Annotated in this window: 13 protein-coding genes; 7 read left to right on the top strand and 6 right to left on the bottom strand. The window is 30.1% G+C overall.

Annotated elements, in window-relative coordinates; genetic code table 11:
• Nucleotides 1–288: 288 nt before the first annotated feature.
• The 3 genes from Q0842_RS08990 to Q0842_RS08980 all read right to left on the bottom strand — a co-directional run bounded on the left by Q0842_RS08990 (nucleotide 289) and on the right by Q0842_RS08980 (nucleotide 5,249).
• The gene (locus Q0842_RS08990) at nucleotides 289–2,847 is read right to left on the bottom strand and encodes an adenosylcobalamin-dependent ribonucleoside-diphosphate reductase (protein ID WP_298497109.1); all 2,559 of its coding nucleotides are present in this window, start codon (nucleotides 2,845–2,847) and stop codon (nucleotides 289–291) included.
• A 192-nt stretch (nucleotides 2,848–3,039) separates the two neighbouring features.
• On the bottom strand, nucleotides 3,040–3,999 hold the full coding sequence (locus tag Q0842_RS08985; protein WP_298497106.1) for a DUF3078 domain-containing protein: 960 nt from the start codon (nucleotides 3,997–3,999) through the stop codon (nucleotides 3,040–3,042).
• 71 nt (nucleotides 4,000–4,070) lie between these two features.
• Nucleotides 4,071–5,249, bottom strand: a complete 1,179-nt coding sequence (locus Q0842_RS08980; RefSeq protein ID WP_298497103.1) for an AIR synthase related protein — start codon at nucleotides 5,247–5,249, stop codon at nucleotides 4,071–4,073.
• Nucleotides 5,250–5,530: 281 nt separating this feature from the next.
• Here Q0842_RS08980 and Q0842_RS08975 point away from each other — a divergent pair, with 281 nt between their 5' ends.
• Nucleotides 5,531–6,421 (top strand): DMT family transporter, encoded by an 891-nt coding sequence (locus Q0842_RS08975; protein ID WP_298497100.1) that lies wholly within the window; start codon nucleotides 5,531–5,533, stop codon nucleotides 6,419–6,421.
• Nucleotides 6,422–6,578: 157 nt separating this feature from the next.
• On the opposite strand, the gene Q0842_RS08970 is transcribed toward Q0842_RS08975, so the two are convergent.
• Nucleotides 6,579–8,765: a glutamine synthetase III gene (locus Q0842_RS08970; protein ID WP_298497097.1), complete on the bottom strand. Its 2,187-nt coding sequence runs from the start codon at nucleotides 8,763–8,765 to the stop codon at nucleotides 6,579–6,581.
• Between the two features lie 272 nt (nucleotides 8,766–9,037).
• Between Q0842_RS08970 and Q0842_RS08965 the strand changes: the two genes are divergently transcribed.
• Complete coding sequence (locus Q0842_RS08965) at nucleotides 9,038–10,060, top strand: glutamine synthetase beta-grasp domain-containing protein (protein ID WP_298497094.1); 1,023 nt, start codon at nucleotides 9,038–9,040, stop codon at nucleotides 10,058–10,060.
• A 192-nt stretch (nucleotides 10,061–10,252) separates the two neighbouring features.
• Here the strand turns inward: Q0842_RS08965 and Q0842_RS08960 are convergent, their stop codons facing one another.
• Nucleotides 10,253–11,260, bottom strand: coding sequence for a sugar kinase (locus tag Q0842_RS08960; protein ID WP_298497092.1), 1,008 nt, complete (start codon nucleotides 11,258–11,260; stop codon nucleotides 10,253–10,255).
• A 268-nt stretch (nucleotides 11,261–11,528) separates the two neighbouring features.
• Between Q0842_RS08960 and Q0842_RS08955 the strand changes: the two genes are divergently transcribed.
• Nucleotides 11,529–13,106: a hypothetical protein gene (locus Q0842_RS08955; RefSeq protein WP_298497089.1), complete on the top strand. Its 1,578-nt coding sequence runs from the start codon at nucleotides 11,529–11,531 to the stop codon at nucleotides 13,104–13,106.
• Nucleotides 13,107–13,156: 50 nt separating this feature from the next.
• Here the strand turns inward: Q0842_RS08955 and Q0842_RS08950 are convergent, their stop codons facing one another.
• Entirely contained in the window at nucleotides 13,157–14,107 is a 951-nt protein-coding gene (locus tag Q0842_RS08950; RefSeq protein WP_298497086.1) for a calcium/sodium antiporter, read from the bottom strand.
• Between the two features lie 201 nt (nucleotides 14,108–14,308).
• Here Q0842_RS08950 and Q0842_RS08945 point away from each other — a divergent pair, with 201 nt between their 5' ends.
• The 4 genes from Q0842_RS08945 to Q0842_RS08930 all read left to right on the top strand — a co-directional run.
• Nucleotides 14,309–14,668: a BlaI/MecI/CopY family transcriptional regulator gene (locus Q0842_RS08945; protein ID WP_298497082.1), complete on the top strand. Its 360-nt coding sequence runs from the start codon at nucleotides 14,309–14,311 to the stop codon at nucleotides 14,666–14,668.
• A 2-nt stretch (nucleotides 14,669–14,670) separates the two neighbouring features.
• The gene (locus Q0842_RS08940) at nucleotides 14,671–15,954 is read left to right on the top strand and encodes a M56 family metallopeptidase (protein WP_298497080.1); all 1,284 of its coding nucleotides are present in this window, start codon (nucleotides 14,671–14,673) and stop codon (nucleotides 15,952–15,954) included.
• Nucleotides 15,955–16,458: 504 nt separating this feature from the next.
• Complete coding sequence (locus Q0842_RS08935; RefSeq protein ID WP_298497077.1) at nucleotides 16,459–16,611, top strand: SsrA-binding protein; 153 nt, start codon at nucleotides 16,459–16,461, stop codon at nucleotides 16,609–16,611.
• 104 nt (nucleotides 16,612–16,715) lie between these two features.
• Nucleotides 16,716–17,480: hypothetical protein (locus Q0842_RS08930; protein ID WP_298497074.1), on the top strand; the 765-nt coding region annotated here is incomplete at its 3' end.

Raw genomic sequence — 17,480 nt, 5'->3', positions numbered from 1 at the left:
TGGTCTTTAGTTATAAATATGCTTTTCGCTTTTCTAAAATTTGAAGTTGGTATAATTATGGCTTCAAAACTACTTTTAGTTCTTTTACTATGGCATATTTTAAACGAAACACAAGCAAAAAGAAAACTAATATTTTATAGAAAGTTAGGAGTCTCTACAATAAAACTATTTACACTATTATTTATCGTGGATTTAGCTATTAGCATTCCATTTTTAATAATATTAAAAGAGTTTGTATAAAAAAAGGAAACCATTTGGCTTCCTTTTTTTTATAACTAAAACTATTCTTTATCCACATTTAGAAGACCCACAATCTTTACAAGTTAAACAACCTTCTTGGTATATTAAATTTTCAGACTCACAATTAGTACACACTTGTCCTTTAACTTTGGTGCCATCAGCAACATAACGTTTTAAGGCTCTTACCACTCCATTTTTCCATGTGTTAATAGACTCACTATCCAATTGTAAACTATTAATTAAGTCTACAATTTTATCAATTGGCATACCATGTCGAAGTGTACTAGAAATTAGCTTTGCGTAATTCCAAAACTCAGGATTAAACTTATGAGATAATCCTTCTATGGTTGTTTTATATCCTCTTGTGTTTTTGTACTGGAAATCATAACGTGTACTACCGTCTTCATCTCTATTTTTAATAATTAGCCCTTTATTTACCCAACGCGGTAATAAAATACCATCTTCATCATCAGCTAATCCTGTAAACACTTCATAAGGTTTATCATCAATTATACCAATAAAAGCAATCCACTTTTCTTTGCTATTTTGAAAACGAACTACATCTGCCTCTAAAACCTGAGGACGCTTTTTAGGAAAAGCTGTTAGTTTTGCATCATCGGTTTTATCTTCTTTTTTCTCTTCATTAGAAATAAGTACACCAGAACGGGAACCGTCTCTATATACTGTTACCCCTTTACAACCTACTTCCCAAGCTTTTAAATATAAATCGCCAACCAATTCTTCATTAACATCGTTAGGCAAATTAATGGTTACACTTATAGAATGATCTACCCATTTTTGAATTGCACCTTGCATACTTACTTTACTTAACCAATCCACATCGTTTGAAGTAGCTTTATAATAAGGTGACTTTTTTATCAACTTATCAATTTCTGCTTGTGTGAAATTTTTAGAGCTATCGATACCGTTTACTTCCATCCATTGCTTAAAACGATGATGAAAAACCACATATTCCTCCCAAGAGTCTCCAACTTCATCAACAAAATCTACCGTAACATCTTTATCATTTGGGTTTACTTTTCTTCTACGCTTATAAACTGGCATGAAAACAGGCTCTATACCAGAAGTAGTTTGCGTCATTAAACTTGTTGTTCCTGTAGGAGCAATAGTTAATAAGGCTATATTACGCCTACCATACTCAAGCATTTCATAATATAATTGACTATCAGCTTCTTTTAATCTTTGAATAAACGGATTGTTTTTTTCACGATTAGCATCAAAAATTGAAAATGCGCCTCTATCTTTTGCTAAATGTACAGAAGCACGATATGCTTCAATAGCTATTGTTTTATGAACTTCTAAAGAAAACGCATTCCCTTCTTTACTTCCGTATTGAATTCCTAGTGCTGCCAACATATCACCTTCAGCTGTAATACCAACCCCAGTTCTTCTACCCTCTTGAGCTTTTTGTTGAATATTTAACCATAAATTACGTTCGGTAGCTTTAACCTCATCTAACTCTGGATCCTCATCTATTTTCTTTAATATTTTATCTATTTTTTCAAGCTCTAAATCAATAACATCATCCATTATACGTTGTGCTGCCGCTACATGCTTTTTGAATAAATCGAAATTGAATTTTGCTTGAGGAGTAAATGGATTATCTACATACGAAAACAAATTAATAGCTAATAATCTACAAGAATCATAAGGACATAAAGGGATTTCACCACATGGATTTGTTGAAACCGTTTTATACCCTAAATCTGCATAACAATCTGGTACCGATTCGTTAATTATTGTATCCCAAAACAAAATACCTGGCTCTGCAGATTTCCATGCATTATGCACAATTTTTTTCCAAAGCACATTTGCATCTATGGATTTGGATACTTTTGGGTTATCACTAAAAATTGGATATTTTTGAGTGTATTGCGTTCCATTTTTAACGGCCTTCATAAAATCATCATCAATTCTTACTGAAACATTAGCCCCTGTTACTTTACCTTGCTCTAATTTTGCATTTATAAAATCTTCTGAATCTGGGTGGTTTATTGATACAGAAAGCATAAGCGCACCTCGTCTTCCATCTTGTGCAACCTCTCTAGTTGAGTTTGAGTAACGCTCCATAAACGGCACTAGACCTGTAGATGTTAATGCCGAATTTTTTACAGCCGATCCTTTTGGTCTTACATGTGATAAATCATGCCCTACTCCACCACGACGCTTCATAAGCTGCACTTGCTCTTGGTCTATTTTCATAATACCTCCGTAAGAATCTGACTCACCAGAATTACCTATTACAAAGCAATTTGATAAAGACCCTATTTGATACGGATTACCAATACCTGCCATTGGGCTTCCTTGAGGTACAATGTATTTAAAATCTTTAATTAAATTAAATATTTCGTCTTCGGTTAACGGGTTTGCATACTTGGTTTCTATTCTAGCAATTTCCTTAGCTATACGCTTATGCATATCGTTAGGTGTTAACTCGTAGATATTACCTTCAGAATCTTTTAAAGCATATTTATTTAACCATACTCGTGCGGCTAAATCGTCATTTTTAAAATATTTTAAAGAGGCATTAAAGGCTTGTTCAGAGGAATAAGTTTTGGCTGTTTTTTGGGCAAGTCCAGATTTCATTGATGTTTTATGGTTTTTAGTTTAATGGAATAATTTCAAAGTATAAATAAACCATAAATGTACAACTTAAAACATGACAAAAATCATAAAGTTTACCAACAAAACAACCTAAAAAACTGAATATTAGAACTTTAACAATTTATCAACATAAAAAAGTTAACAAATATTTAAAAAACAATAAATAATTTATTTTTAAAAGTCAACAGCAAAACCAACACCTAAAAACTGTTTCCATTGCACTTTTGCACCAGCTTCATCAAACTCACCTTCTACATCTGTAGCTATTTGGGTTTTAACATCGTCATCATATCTTAAATGCGAGCCAAGAGTTGCTCTAACAAAAGAATTTACTTTAAAATCGAAATCAATCCGCCAATCTAAATCTAAATTTCCAAAATTATTTATATAATCTGAATATAAGCTTACTTGATTTTTTACATTAATATTTTCAACCAATTCCATTTCGTAACTATTGGTTACTAACACTCCAAATTCTTTTCTAAATTGCTCGCCAGGAACTATAACATTTCCTTCTTCATCTAAAACCGCCGGTGTAACACCAAAAGACCCTTGGTTTGCTAAATCTTCATCTAAAACAATAGTAGCCTTTAAAGTTATAGGCGAAAAGTAAAAAGACAGTTTATCTATATTTTTACCATACTCCATACCACCACCAAAAAACAAATAACCTGGAGCTAACATCCTAGAAATAGGTTCTTTTTTATTTGGATAGTTATACCCGTTTGCCAATTGCGTCCTAAAATTAAGTCTGGCAGAATAATACCAATTAGATTCCCCGTCTGGATTATAACCCATATTAGAATTAATCTCGAATAAATCGTCTGTTTTTCTAGTTTCTCTAGCTTCTTGTTTATTTAAACCATAACGAATTGATACATTATTTTTCCAATTGAAGAATTTATCGCTATAATTTAAAGACGAAACTAAACCTAATAAAGCAGAAACAGATGTACTACCTCCAGAATTCCAGTTTGTAAAAGACACTTGATTAATATCTACTTTAGCCTTATTTTTTTGCTTCCATTGAGGCCCTGTATATTTTTCTTTTTTTGCTTTTATAAAAAGTGAATCAGGTTGCGCATTAGAAAATTGAAAGCAGAGGGTTACAATAAATAATAGTAAATACTTCATGGCTGTTTTGGTTAAAATTAAAACATAATTATCATCAAAAACTATTCCGTTTTTAACAAAAAAACTTGTAATTAATAAGTAAACTCACCAAACTCAGATTTTATTGTAAGCTTTTTGGTTTTTGAAGCTTCTACTCTACCAATAATTTTAGCATTTACATTATATGATTTTGAGATTTCAATAATACTATTGGCTATTTCTGGAGACACATATATTTCCATTCTATGCCCACAGTTAAATACTTGATACATTTCCTTCCAATCGGTTTTTGATTGTTCTTGAATCAATTTGAATAGCGGCGGAATTGGAAACATATTATCTTTTACAATATGAAACTCATCAACAAAATGAAGAATTTTTGTTTGTGCTCCACCAGAGCAATGTACCATACCGTGTATAGAATCGCTATTATATTTTGTTAGTATTTCTTTTATTATTGGCGCATAGGTTCTTGTAGGAGACAATACTAGTTTACCTGCATCAATTGGTGAATTATCAACTGCATCTGTTAATTTAACACCTCCAGAATACACTAAGTCTTCTGGCACAGAAGCATCAAAACTCTCAGGATATTTTTTAGCTAAATATTTACTAAACACATCGTGGCGTGCAGAAGTTAATCCGTTACTTCCCATACCACCGTTATATGCTTTTTCGTAAGTAGCTTGACCAAAACTCTCTAAACCAACAATAACATCGCCAGCTTTAATGTTTGCATTATCAATAACATCTGTACGTTTCATTCTTGCTGTTACTGTAGAGTCTACAATAATGGTTCTTACCAAATCGCCAACATCGGCAGTTTCGCCACCTGTGGAATGGATAGTAACCCCAAAAGATTTTAAATCCTCAAGCAACTCTTCAGTTCCATTAATAATAGCAGAAAGCACTTCACCAGGAATTAAGTTTTTATTTCTTCCTATAGTTGAAGATAGCATAATGTTATCTGTTGCTCCAACACAAAGTAAATCGTCAATATTCATGATTAAAGCATCTTGCGCTATACCTTTCCAGACTGAAATATCTCCAGTCTCTTTCCAATACATATATGCTAAAGACGATTTTGTTCCTGCACCATCTGCATGCATGATTAAGCAATAATCATCGTCATTGGTTAAATAATCTGGAACTATTTTACAGAATGCTTTAGGAAATAATCCTTTATCAATATTCTTAATAGCATTGTGTACATCTTCTTTTGATGCCGAAACACCACGTTGTGCATAACGTTTTGAAATTTCTTGACTCATAATGTTGTATTGTGATGCAAAAGTAAAGTAATATTTTAAAATTAATAGGTATTAATTAAAATATGAAATACGTTTTATTAACGGGTTTTAAACCATATTTAAAACTGCTTTTTTAAAATTTTATTAAAGAATCAATTACAAGTTCTTTTTACAGACTTTTATAGTAGAACTAGCTAAATTCCTGACACAATCAATTCAAGTTATTTTCACTAAGTTTTTCTTTTAAAGTTTTTAAATTAAACAATATCTTTTTTTTTAAGTTTGAACAAAAAAAACATAAAATGAAAAACCAAAAGGTGGCATATTTTTATGCTGTTAGTGCTGTATTAATTTGGTCTACTGTTGCTTCTGCTTTTAAAATATCTTTACAATACTTAGATTTCTTACAGCTATTATTAATTTCAGCACTTGTTTCAACTTTTGTTCTTACCATTCTATTAATTATTAAGAATAAAATTAAAGAACTAACAAAATATTCGCTTAAAGAATATCTTCGTTCTGCCCTTCTCGGCTTTTTAAATCCTTTTCTTTATTATATATTATTATTTAAGGCTTACTCTATATTACCAGCACAAGAGGCACAACCTTTAAACTATACTTGGCCAATTATGTTGGTATTACTATCCATACCTTTGCTTAATCAAAAAGTTAACTTAAAAAGCATCATTGCTATTATTATTAGTTTTTTTGGAGTTTTAACAATATCAACTCAAGGAGATATATTGGGCTTTGGTTTCACAAATCTATATGGCGCCATATTAGCGCTAAGTACCGCTATAATTTGGGCTTTGTTTTGGATATTTAACAAAAAGGATAAAAGAGATGAAATTCCAAAACTTTTTTTGAGTTTTGCTTTTGGGTTTCTATATATTTTTATTGCAACAATATCGTTTTCTGAAATAAAAATACCTAAAATAAATGGATTGCTTGGAGCTTGCTATGTTGGTTTTTTTGAAATGGGAATTACTTTTGTAATATGGTCTAAAGCACTTGAGTTATCTATAACCACAGCAAAAGTGAGTAATTTAATTTACTTAGTACCTTTTCTTTCTTTAGTTATTATTTTTTTTGTTCTTGGAGAAGACATTTTAATCTCAACAATTATTGGCTTAGTTTTTATTGTTATTGGAATAATATTAGAACAATTAAAACTAACAAAAAAGAATGCTTAATTATATTAATAGCAAAGCCAAAACAAAATATTTTTAAGCTAAAGACATACATTAGCAAACACTCGCGTTAGGGATTGCAGCGGCATCCTTTTTTGCTTTTTCTGCAAAAAAGATATAGCGTAAAGCCCGACCCTTGTGGTAACGCCCAAATAAAAAACTACCTAGTAAATAGCATTTCTCTGTACTTGGTTAGTGGCCAAATTTCATCATCGACCAATAACTCTAATTTATCGCAATGGTAGCGTATATCGTCGAAAATAGGCTTAACTTTATTACAATAAGCGTATGCTTTCTTTTCGACATCTTGAATATCGTTAGCTGTTTTTCGAGCATTAATCATTTTGGTAACATTGGCATTTATACCTTCTATATGGCTTGATATTTCTTCTATTAAATTGATTTGCTCTTTAGCTACGCTATTATATTTTTCTTCAAAAATTTCTTTTAATCCACGAACATTTTCAACTAATATGTTTTGATACTTAACCGCTGTTGGCACAATATTATTTCGGGCAATATCGCCTAACACACGACTTTCTATTTGAATATGCATAACGTAAGCTTCCACCTCGATTTCGTAACGGGCTTCTGTTTCAATTTTACTCATTACATTCATTTCCTCAAACAAAGCAATTGTTTGTTTTGATATTTTTGCTTTTAAGGCATCTGGTGTTGCTTTATTGTTGCTTAATCCGCGTTTTTTGGCTTCTTTTTCCCAAGCTTCACCATATCCATTACCTTCAAACAAAATAGGTCTAGATTCTTTAATATATTCTCTTAGCACATTAAAAACAGCCTCGTCTTTCTTTAAATCTTTTTTATTGATTAACGCATCTACTTCCTTTTTAAAATCTTTAAGTTGCTTTGCAACTATGGTATTTAATACCGTCATTGGGTTTCCGCAATTAGCTAAAGAACCTACGGCTCTAAACTCAAATTTATTTCCGGTAAATGCAAATGGCGATGTCCTATTTCTGTCGGTATTATCTAGTAAAACATCGGGTATTTTTCCAACCACATTAAGTTTTAACTCAGTTTTTTCTTTAGGAGACAACTTGCCTTTTGTTACACCTTCTAGCTCTTCTAAAACTTTGGTTAACTGCTCACCAATAAATACAGAAATAATGGCTGGTGGTGCTTCGTTTGCACCCAACCTATGATCGTTACTTGCAGATGCAATGGCTGCTCTTAAAAGTGCTTCGTGGGTATGCACAGCCTTTATAGTATTTATAAAAAAGGTTAAAAATTGCAGATTACTCATGGGAGTTTTTCCTGGAGATAATAAATTAATACCAGTATCTGTTGAAAGCGACCAATTATTATGCTTACCAGATCCATTTACACCTGCAAATGGCTTTTCATGTAATAATACCTTAAAATTATGACGAGATGCTACACGCCCCATAATATCCATTAAAAGAGCATTATGATCTACAGCTAAATTTGCTTCTTCGTAAATAGGTGCTAATTCAAATTGATTTGGTGCCACCTCGTTATGTCTAGTTTTTACTGGTATACCTAGAAGCATACATTCGGTTTCCAATTCGCGCATAAAATTTAATGCTCTATTTGGTATAGAACCAAAATAATGGTCGTCTAATTGCTGCCCTTTTGCCGAAGAATGCCCTAATAAAGTACGGCCTGTTAAAGCGATATCTGGACGACTTGCTGCCATCATTTTATCTATTAAAAAATACTCTTGTTCCCAGCCTAAAGAAGAGGTGACTTTTTTAACGTTTTTATCAAAATATTTACATATAGATGTAGCAGCAGTATCTACAGCTTGAAGCGCTCTTAAAAGCGGTGTTTTATAATCTAAAGCTTCGCCGGTATAAGCCACAAATATAGTAGGTATACATAGTGTAGTGCCATAAATAAATGCTGGTGATGTGGGATCCCAGGCGGTGTAACCTCTGGCTTCAAATGTGTTTCTTATACCTCCATGAGGAAAACTTGATGCATCTGGCTCTTGCTGTACTAATTGGTTTCCATCAAATTTTTCAATAGCCATACCGCCACCTACGGTTTCAAAAAACGCATCATGTTTTTCAGCTGTCGTACCTGTTAAAGGTTGAAACCAATGCGTGTAATGGGTAACACCCTTTGATAATGCCCAATCTTTCATTGAAGATGCTACTTGATCTGCAATAGATCTATCAATTTTTTTTCCAAATTGAATAGCATTCATAACGCTAATAAAGGCATCTTTAGTTAAGTAATGACGCATGGTGTTTTCATTAAACACATTTTTACCAAATAAATCTGAACGACGCTCCTTTTCTTCAATCAAAACAGGTTTGTATTTAAGCGATTCTTTTATTGCATGAAATCTTAATGTTGACATCCGTATAAATTATTAAACTATTTGATTTTAAATTACTAAGCAAAAATAAACAGGTTTGACTATAAAACCATATAACAAAAAAAAATCTTTTAAGCTTTTTTCAGTTTTTTCATAAATAAATCATCTTTTTTTAAAATAAACCTTAAAAAACTAGGGTATAAATAAAAATAACAACCTGTTTTATTAAAATACCCCCTTAAAACTTAATGTGAAAATATAAAAATATATATTTGTGATATTATTATCAATATTACAACTATAAAATATTCATTATGGCAAAAATTAAATTAGAATACCTTTGGTTAGATGGGTATTACCCAACTCAAAATTTGAGAAGTAAAACCAAGGTAGAAGAGCATGAAAACTTCAAAGGTACGATAGAAGAACTAGGAATGTGGTCTTTTGACGGATCTTCAACTAGACAAGCCGAAGGTGGATCTTCTGATTGTTTATTAAAACCTGTAGCTATTTATCCAGATCCTGATAGAATCAATGGATACTTAGTAATGACTGAAGTTTTAAACGCAGATGGAACGCCACATGTATCTAACGGTAGAGCTACTATTGATGATGATGATAATGATTTCTGGTTCGGTTTCGAGCAAGAATATTTCATTATGGACACTAAAACACAATTACCATTAGGTTTCCCTGTAGGTGGTTACCCTGCTCCACAAGGAATGTACTATTGCTCTGTTGGTGGTAAAAATACACATGGTAGAGATTTAGTAGAAGAGCATGCCGATTTATGTATCGACGCTGGTTTAAACTTCGAAGGAATTAACCAAGAGGTTGCTTCTGGACAATGGGAATTTCAATTGTTTGCAAAAGGCGCTAAAAAAGCTGGTGACGAAATATGGGTAGCTAGATACTTACTAGATCGTTTAACTGAAAAATATGGCTACTACATTGAGTACCACCCAAAACCACTAGGAAAAGACATGGATTGGAATGGTTCTGGTATGCACGCAAACTTCTCTAATACAACATTAAGAACTTGTGGATCAAAAGAAACTTACGAAGCAATTTGTGAAGCTTTCCGTCCGGTTGTAAAAGAACACATCGAAGTATACGGTGAGTTTAACGACCAACGTTTAACAGGAGATCATGAAACAGCTGCTATTACTGATTTCTCTTATGGAGTTTCAGACAGAGGAGCTTCAATTCGTATTCCAATTATTACTGTAGAGAAAGGTTGGAAAGGTTGGTTAGAAGATAGAAGACCAGCATCTAACGGAGATCCTTATAAAATTGCTGGAAGAATTATTAAGACTGTTAAATCTGCTAAAATATAATTATTTTAGTTTCAGTATTGTTCATAAAAAAAAAGCTAACATATTAATGTTAGCTTTTTTTTATTTCTTTTAATTAACTCTTTAAACTTATATTTTACATATTCTCCCTACTCTAGGCAATTTTAAAACTATTTTTTTAGTAATTTAATCAGCATATCTAACAACAGCCAAAGAAGCCGCAAACCACTTAAATTACCTTCTTATTTTTCCAGAAGTATTACCATCCATTAAACTTACCACATCTTCTTCAGATACCATATTAACATCACCAGGGACAGTATGTTTAAGTGCACACGCTGCTGTTGCAAAATTTATAGCTTGTAAATCATCATCATAATGCAACAATCCATAAATAATCCCAGATGCAAAAGCATCTCCTGTACCAACACGATCTATCACATGAGTAATATCTAAAAGATTCGCCTTAAGAAGTGCATTACCATCCCACATTTTCCCTTGTATTTGTTGATGCGATGCACTAAGTGAGTTTCTAGTTTTCCCTACAACTTTTTTTATTCTTGGATACATCTTCATTAATGCTTTGCTCGATAAACTAAACTTCATTTTCTCTTCTCCTCCAATACCAAAAATTTCATTTAGACCGCGAGTACTAGAAATTACAACATCACAATATTGTGTTAATTCAGGAATAACCTCTTGCATGTTTTTTCCATATTTCCACATGTTTTTACGTGAATTTATATCACCAGAAACAGGAATTCCCATTTTGTTGGCCATTTTTACAGCTTGTAAACAACACTTTGCTGCACCTTCTGAAATTGCTGGCGTAATACCCGTCCAATGAAACCAATCTGCATCTTTAAGCACATCTTCCCAATCAATCATTGTTGGTTCAATTAATGAAAACGCAGAACCTACCCTTTCATAAATTACTTCGCTAGACCTATATGACGCACCTTTTTCTAAAAAATACTTACCCAACATATTATCCCCATAAACTACATGCTCGGTACTTAACCAATGTTTACGTAAAAATTGAGTAGCCGCTTTACCTAATGCATTATCTGGAAAACGCGTTACATGAGCAGCTTTCATACCAAGATAAGCACATGAAATGGCAACATTTGCCTCACCGCCCCCATAAACAAGATCAAAAGACGTAGCTTGTGAAAACATAGAATGTCCTGGTGGAGATAAACGCATCATTACTTCTCCAAATGTGATTACTTTTTTAGGCATACTTTAATTTTATTTTTAGAATTGAACGTTATAAATATAAAATCTAAGTTATAGATTTTTTTTTATTGTGATTAAAAATATCAATTTATTAATCAAACGCTTTATAACATTCAATCATTTACAAATAAAAACACAATTTAACTTTTAAATGAAGTTATCTTTTCTACAATAAAAACCAATTATCATTTTATTATAGAAATAAAAAAGCATAACAATAAATTAATTCTTATAGTTTAATAGATTTGTATTTACCTATAAACCAAAACTAATGAGAAAACTATTAACACTAATTCTAGTATTATCTTTTACAACTTTTTACTGTCAAAATGTAACCATAACTAAAAGTGACATTTTTAAGGATAAGAAAAAAAACTCATATTTATCGTTTACCCTTGAAGCAGATAATGGCGGTATAGTTACTATAAGATCTTATCGTGGAGGTATGCAACAAAAACTTAAAGGCTATTACATTCAATATTTTGATAGTAATTTAAAGGAAGTTAAAACTCTTGACTATGAAGTTAAACATAAAACTATAAAAAACGCTTTTTTAAAAAACGACAAAATACACCTTGTAGAAATTGAAGAACTTAAAAAAGAAAAAGCTATTGCAATTAATATATCATCTTCAGACATTAATAGTTTAAGTTTTTCATCTAAGAATTTACTTAAATTTTCAGAAAACAATATCAAAGACTATTTTGGCATATTTGCATTTCCATTCTCTATAAGTAATGGTTTAGAACAGGCAGATAGTGATCATATGGGAGATGTTATCTTCTCTTTAAATAAAAAATTCTTCGCTATAAATTTTGATTTCAAAAATAAGAACAAAGAAACTCATAAAGTATTTGTTTTTAATGACAACTTTGAGCTTGTTTATGATAAACTAATAACAAAGAACATTAAAGATAGGCTATTTGAATATAATAGTTTTGAAGTAGATGATATTGATGGTACTGTATATTTTCTTGGTAAATCTTATGAGAAAAACTCAAAAAGAGCAAAAAAAGACGGTAAAGTAAACTACCATTTTGAATTATATAAAGCTAATGCCACATCTGTTGAAAACACAAGTTTTAAGACTACTGGAAAGCTGATAGAATCATTACAGTTATTAAAAAATGAAGACAGATTGGTATGTACTGGTTTTTTTGGAAATAACAAAGAACATAAAATAAATGGCGTATGTATTTATGATTTAAACCCTAATACTTTAGAAATAAATTATAGCAAATTCAATGATTTTTCAGAAAAATTCTTGAGTGATAAATATGGTGATAAGAGCAGAAAAAAGGAACGTAAAAAAGAAAAAGGCATTAACAATATTGAATTTAAAGGTGTTTACTTAATGGCCAATAACGACCTTGTAATAAATGCTGAAGAGTTTTATGTAACCACACATACTATGATGAGTGCTAATGGTGGTATGAGAACTTATTACATATATCACTTTAATGATATTATGACACTAAGACTAGATGCAGATGGTAACCTAAAATGGGCAAGAAATATTAATAAGTCTCAAACAGGTTTTACAAATAGTTCGTTTACTACACTTCCTATAAATGAGTCTACTTACTTTTTTATAAACTGTTCTGACAAAATAAATAAAATTAGTAAAGACAAAATTAGTTTTAGTCAAACATCATCAAAAAAATCTAATCTTTATATGATCTCACTTGATGAAAATGGAAATTATGATTACAAGAAATTAATTGATGATAAAGAATCGAAAGTTTATTACAAAGTGAACAATGGCATACCTAATTTAGCAAAGAAGACTGTTTTCTTTCTAGGTGAACGAAAAAAAGATGGAAGAATTATTAAATTGAAAGTTAATTAAATTAATTAATAAATCTCCAATTCTTTATTGAACTTGGAGATTTATACTTTTCACAACTTTCCTTGAGTAAATACCAAGAACATAAAAACTCCATAACAAACAACAAGAAAAAAACCTTTTAATCTACTAATTTGTAATTGTTTTGGAAGAAATATAAGTGGTATTAAAACGGCCGAAAAACCAAGCATCCAAAAAATATCGTTAGATAATATTTGTGGTTCTGTTACAGGAATTGGTTTTACCATAGCTGTTAATCCTAAAACCGAAGCAATATTAAATATATTAGACCCAATTAAATTACCTAACGAAATAGCCTTTTCTTGTTTTGCAGCTGCTATTACAGAAGCTGCTAATTCTGGCACACTTGTACCAATGGCTATTAAAGAAACACCAATTACCGCTTCGCTTACTCCAACAGCACGTGCAATCTCTTTAGATCCATCAACAAGCCACTCACTTCCAAAATAAAGTGATGCAGCACCTATTAATAACCATAAACCAATTTTAAAATTTGAAACTGTAGATAGCGTATCATCAACATCTTCTATAACAATATCTTTTTTTGCTTTTCGTATTAATGTAATTAAAAATATAATTAACCCTGTAAATAAAATTCCACCTTCTATTGCTGTTAAAACATTATCATTCTTCAAAAAACAATAAAGTATTATAGAAAACACCATCATTATTGGCCAATTGAGTTTGTAAAACGATTTATCTACAGCTATGGCACCTACCATGGCCGTAATACCTAATACCAAACCAATATTAGCAATGTTAGAACCTACTACATTATTTATAGCAATTGCTGGCGAACCAGAAAGGGCTGCTTGTAAACTAACTAATAATTCTGGTGCTGACGTTGCAAACGACACAACCGTCATACCAATAACCATTTTAGAAATATTAAACTTAAAAGATAATGCTACCGAAGAACGTACTAAAAACTCACCACCAACTACCAATAAAACAAAACCAAGAATAACCCAAAGTATACTCATAAAAAATATTTTTTTGCGAAGATAAATTAAAGTAAAAAGTGAAGTACTAAAAGTGAAAAGTTTTTTTGAAAACTTAAAATATAGTTAAATAACTATTTATTTAGTTGTATAACTACAAATATAGTTATATGTTTGTATTGTAAGTTATTTTGAATAGGCTAATAATTATTAATGGTGCTTAAACAGTAATACATAGATATCATGGAAAAACTAACAAACAAGGAAGAAGAGATAATGCATATTTTATGGAAGCTTGAAAAAGCTTTTGTTAAAGATGTACTTGCAGAAATTAAAGAAGAAAAACCACATTACAACACGCTTTCAACAATTATTAGAAACTTAGAAGATAAAGGTTATGTGGCTTATACTGCCTATGGTAAAACGCATCAATACTACCCTATTGTTAAAAAGGAAGATTACAGAAAACGGTTTATGAATTTAGCAATTGATAATTATTTTAATAACTCATATAAAAACGTTGTATCGTTTTTTGCTAAAGAAGAAAAAATAAGTATTGAAGAGCTAAAAGAGATTATTGAACTCATTGAAAAAAATAAATAGTTATGGAATACATTTTTAAAGTAAACGCTGTTATTGCTATTTATTATTTGTGCTATAAATTGTTTTTGCAATTTGACACCTTTTTTGAATTTAATAGAGTTTTTCTATTATTAGGTGTTATTACTAGCTTTCTAATTCCGTTAGTTATTATTCCCGTATATATTGAATATACACCTTTAGACTTATCTAATTATTCTGTTGAGACGTTTAAACATAATAAAAATAATGATGAGTTTAATTTTCTCAAATTATTGTCTATAGCTTATAAAATAGGTGTTATTGGATTTTCTATTCGTTTTATAACTCAATTAGTATCATTAACACGTATAATATCAAAAAACGAGCATAAAAAGCAAGAGCATTTTACAATTATTAAAACTTCTAAAAGAATTTTACCTTTTTCATTCTTTAAATGGATAGTTTATAATCCTACATTGCTTAACAAAGAAGAATTGATCCAAATTATGTTTCATGAAAAAGTTCATGTAAAACAGTATCATTCTATAGACATTATACTAACACAGCTTACTTGTATTATACTTTGGTTTAATCCTATTATTTGGTTTTATTTTAAAGATTTAAAACAAAATTTAGAATTTATTGCAGACAAAAATGCACAACAAAAAGCAATTAATAAAAAAAACTATCAATACACTTTACTCAAAACAACCTTGTTAACTCATCAATTAGAGATAACAAATAATTTTTATTCATCATTAATCAAAAAACGAATCGTTATGTTACAAAAAACAAAATCAAAAAAAATTAATTTATTTAAGTACACTCTAGTTATACCCATTTTAGTTGTGTTTATACTTAATTTCAATACAAAAGTTTATGCTCAAATTAAAGATAGTACTAAAACCATTAACATTACTGGCAAAAGTGATGCTGGAGTAATACTTAAATTAAAAGAAAGCGATAATCCTCTTATTATAATAGATGGTAAAGAATCTGAAAAAACAAATCTAAATGACTTAAATAACTCTAATATTGAGAGTATCAATATTCTTAAAGGAGATGCAGCAATCAAGGTATATGGTGATAAGGGTGTAAATGGTGTAGTTCAAATAAAATCAAAAACATCAGATCTACAAAAAAGCCCAAGTATTATAACTATTAATGAAAGTTTATACTTTATTGATGGAAAAGAAGTAACAAAAGAAGTATTTGAAAAAATTAATCCTGAAAACATTAAATCTATGAATGTATATAAAAAAGAATCTGCAACTTCAAAATATGGTGAAAAAGGAAAAAATGGCGTTATAGAAATAATCACAAAATAATATCTTAAGCAGATTAACCTTAAAACAAAAAAGACACTCTAAATTAGAGTGTCTTTTTTGTTTTATATAATTTATAAAATGATGAGAATTGCTTAAAAATAGTTTTTAACAACAAAATCTGCCTAGAGTCAAAAAAATGACAATAAAATCACTCTATAAATATTTCATATTTTTACAATTTAATTATTTTTTATTTCAAATAGAAACTATACCAAAGACCGTCACATAAAAATTAAAACCTTTTTAATCTTTTTACTTACAAATATATATTCAAATTCATGGATTTTAGCAAAAGTACTTGGTAAGCATATTGGTAAATATATATCTTCAAAAAACATTGATAAATAAACCTATTTACTAACCTTTCAAAACTAAAAAATATGATAGCACTTGCCAAACTTCTAATAGATATAATACTATTTATTATTTCACTTATTTAATAAAATATAAGTAAAATTTAGTCTAGAATAAGTTTTACTATTTTTGCACTTAAATAGCATTAAAGTGAAAAAACAAGTTTTTATATTTTTAGCAAAGCTTAACAAAATAATACTACCTAGTTATTCAAAAAAACAACTAGATTTAACTAAAGCCACAAAATTACAGTTGATAATTATTGGCTGGAGATGGTTTGTAACTAAAAATGCATTAGGTTAATAGGCTAAAATTAGCATTTTAACTTAATTTTTTTTAATTGAATTTTTCATATATTACATTTACAGCAAAATTTAATAAAAAGGCCCCACAAATCTAAAATACCTATGGTTAAACATATTTATCCATTATTAGTTTTCCTAAGCTTCAGCTTACAGCTATTTTCACAAGACGCTAACATTCCTACTAAATTCTCTCAAGATGGTAATTTGCACCTCTCAGAAACTAAATCATCTGAGACAATTGCAGAATTTAAAGAAAATCAAAAATGTATTGTTACTGCCTTCTTAGGAAATTATACATATAAAGTAAAATATAAAGATTTAGTTGGTTTTGTAAACGATCAATATTTATTTGTAAATGAACAAATGATGGATCTTTATTTTGATCATGAAGAAAAGGAACGAGAAAAAGCGATTAACGCTAGAAAGCAAAGACAACAAAAAGCAGAGGCCATAGCAAGGCAAGCTCAAGAAAAATTAGACTTAATTGAAAAAAAACGTTTAGATTCTATAGCAAAGATTGATGCCGAAACACAAAGAAAGTTATTAGAGATAAGACGAAACGACTCTATTTTAAAAGCAAAAGAAACCCAAAGAATACAACGCATTGAGCAAGAGAAAAAGGACTCTATTGCAAGAGTAATTAAAGAACAGCAAAGATTATTAACTGAAAAGCGCAAAACAGATTCTATTGCTAAAGTTAGAGAGGAAACTAGAAAGCAAATTGAGCTTAAAAAACGTAATGATTCTATTGCTAAAGCAGAAGAGGCTCTTAAAATGCAACGTATTGCTGAAAGAAAAAAAGATTCTCTTGATAGCATTATTAAAGAACAAAATAGAATTTTAGACCAAAAACGCAAAGCTGACTCT

The organism is uncultured Algibacter sp. (assembly GCF_947495675.1).
Lineage (GTDB): Bacteria > Bacteroidota > Bacteroidia > Flavobacteriales > Flavobacteriaceae > Algibacter_B.
The sequence above is the reverse complement of the archived record's forward strand: the minus strand, read 5'-3'. Positions and strand labels throughout refer to the sequence as shown.

Bases quoted from the DNA above. Each gene is read 5' to 3' on its own strand.
- Q0842_RS08955 (WP_298497089.1), top strand. From the start codon at position 11,529: ATGAGAAAACTATTAACACTAATTCTAGTATTATCTTTTACAACTTTT.
- Q0842_RS08975 (WP_298497100.1), top strand. From the start codon at position 5,531: ATGAAAAACCAAAAGGTGGCATATTTTTATGCTGTTAGTGCTGTATTA.
- Q0842_RS08965 (WP_298497094.1), top strand. From the start codon at position 9,038: ATGGCAAAAATTAAATTAGAATACCTTTGGTTAGATGGGTATTACCCA.
- Q0842_RS08990 (WP_298497109.1), bottom strand. From the start codon at position 2,847: ATGAAATCTGGACTTGCCCAAAAAACAGCCAAAACTTATTCCTCTGAA.
- Q0842_RS08970 (WP_298497097.1), bottom strand. From the start codon at position 8,765: ATGTCAACATTAAGATTTCATGCAATAAAAGAATCGCTTAAATACAAA.
- Q0842_RS08940 (WP_298497080.1), top strand. From the start codon at position 14,671: ATGGAATACATTTTTAAAGTAAACGCTGTTATTGCTATTTATTATTTG.
- Q0842_RS08985 (WP_298497106.1), bottom strand. From the start codon at position 3,999: ATGAAGTATTTACTATTATTTATTGTAACCCTCTGCTTTCAATTTTCT.
- Q0842_RS08950 (WP_298497086.1), bottom strand. From the start codon at position 14,107: ATGAGTATACTTTGGGTTATTCTTGGTTTTGTTTTATTGGTAGTTGGT.
- Q0842_RS08945 (WP_298497082.1), top strand. From the start codon at position 14,309: ATGGAAAAACTAACAAACAAGGAAGAAGAGATAATGCATATTTTATGG.
- Q0842_RS08980 (WP_298497103.1), bottom strand. From the start codon at position 5,249: ATGAGTCAAGAAATTTCAAAACGTTATGCACAACGTGGTGTTTCGGCA.
- Q0842_RS08960 (WP_298497092.1), bottom strand. From the start codon at position 11,260: ATGCCTAAAAAAGTAATCACATTTGGAGAAGTAATGATGCGTTTATCT.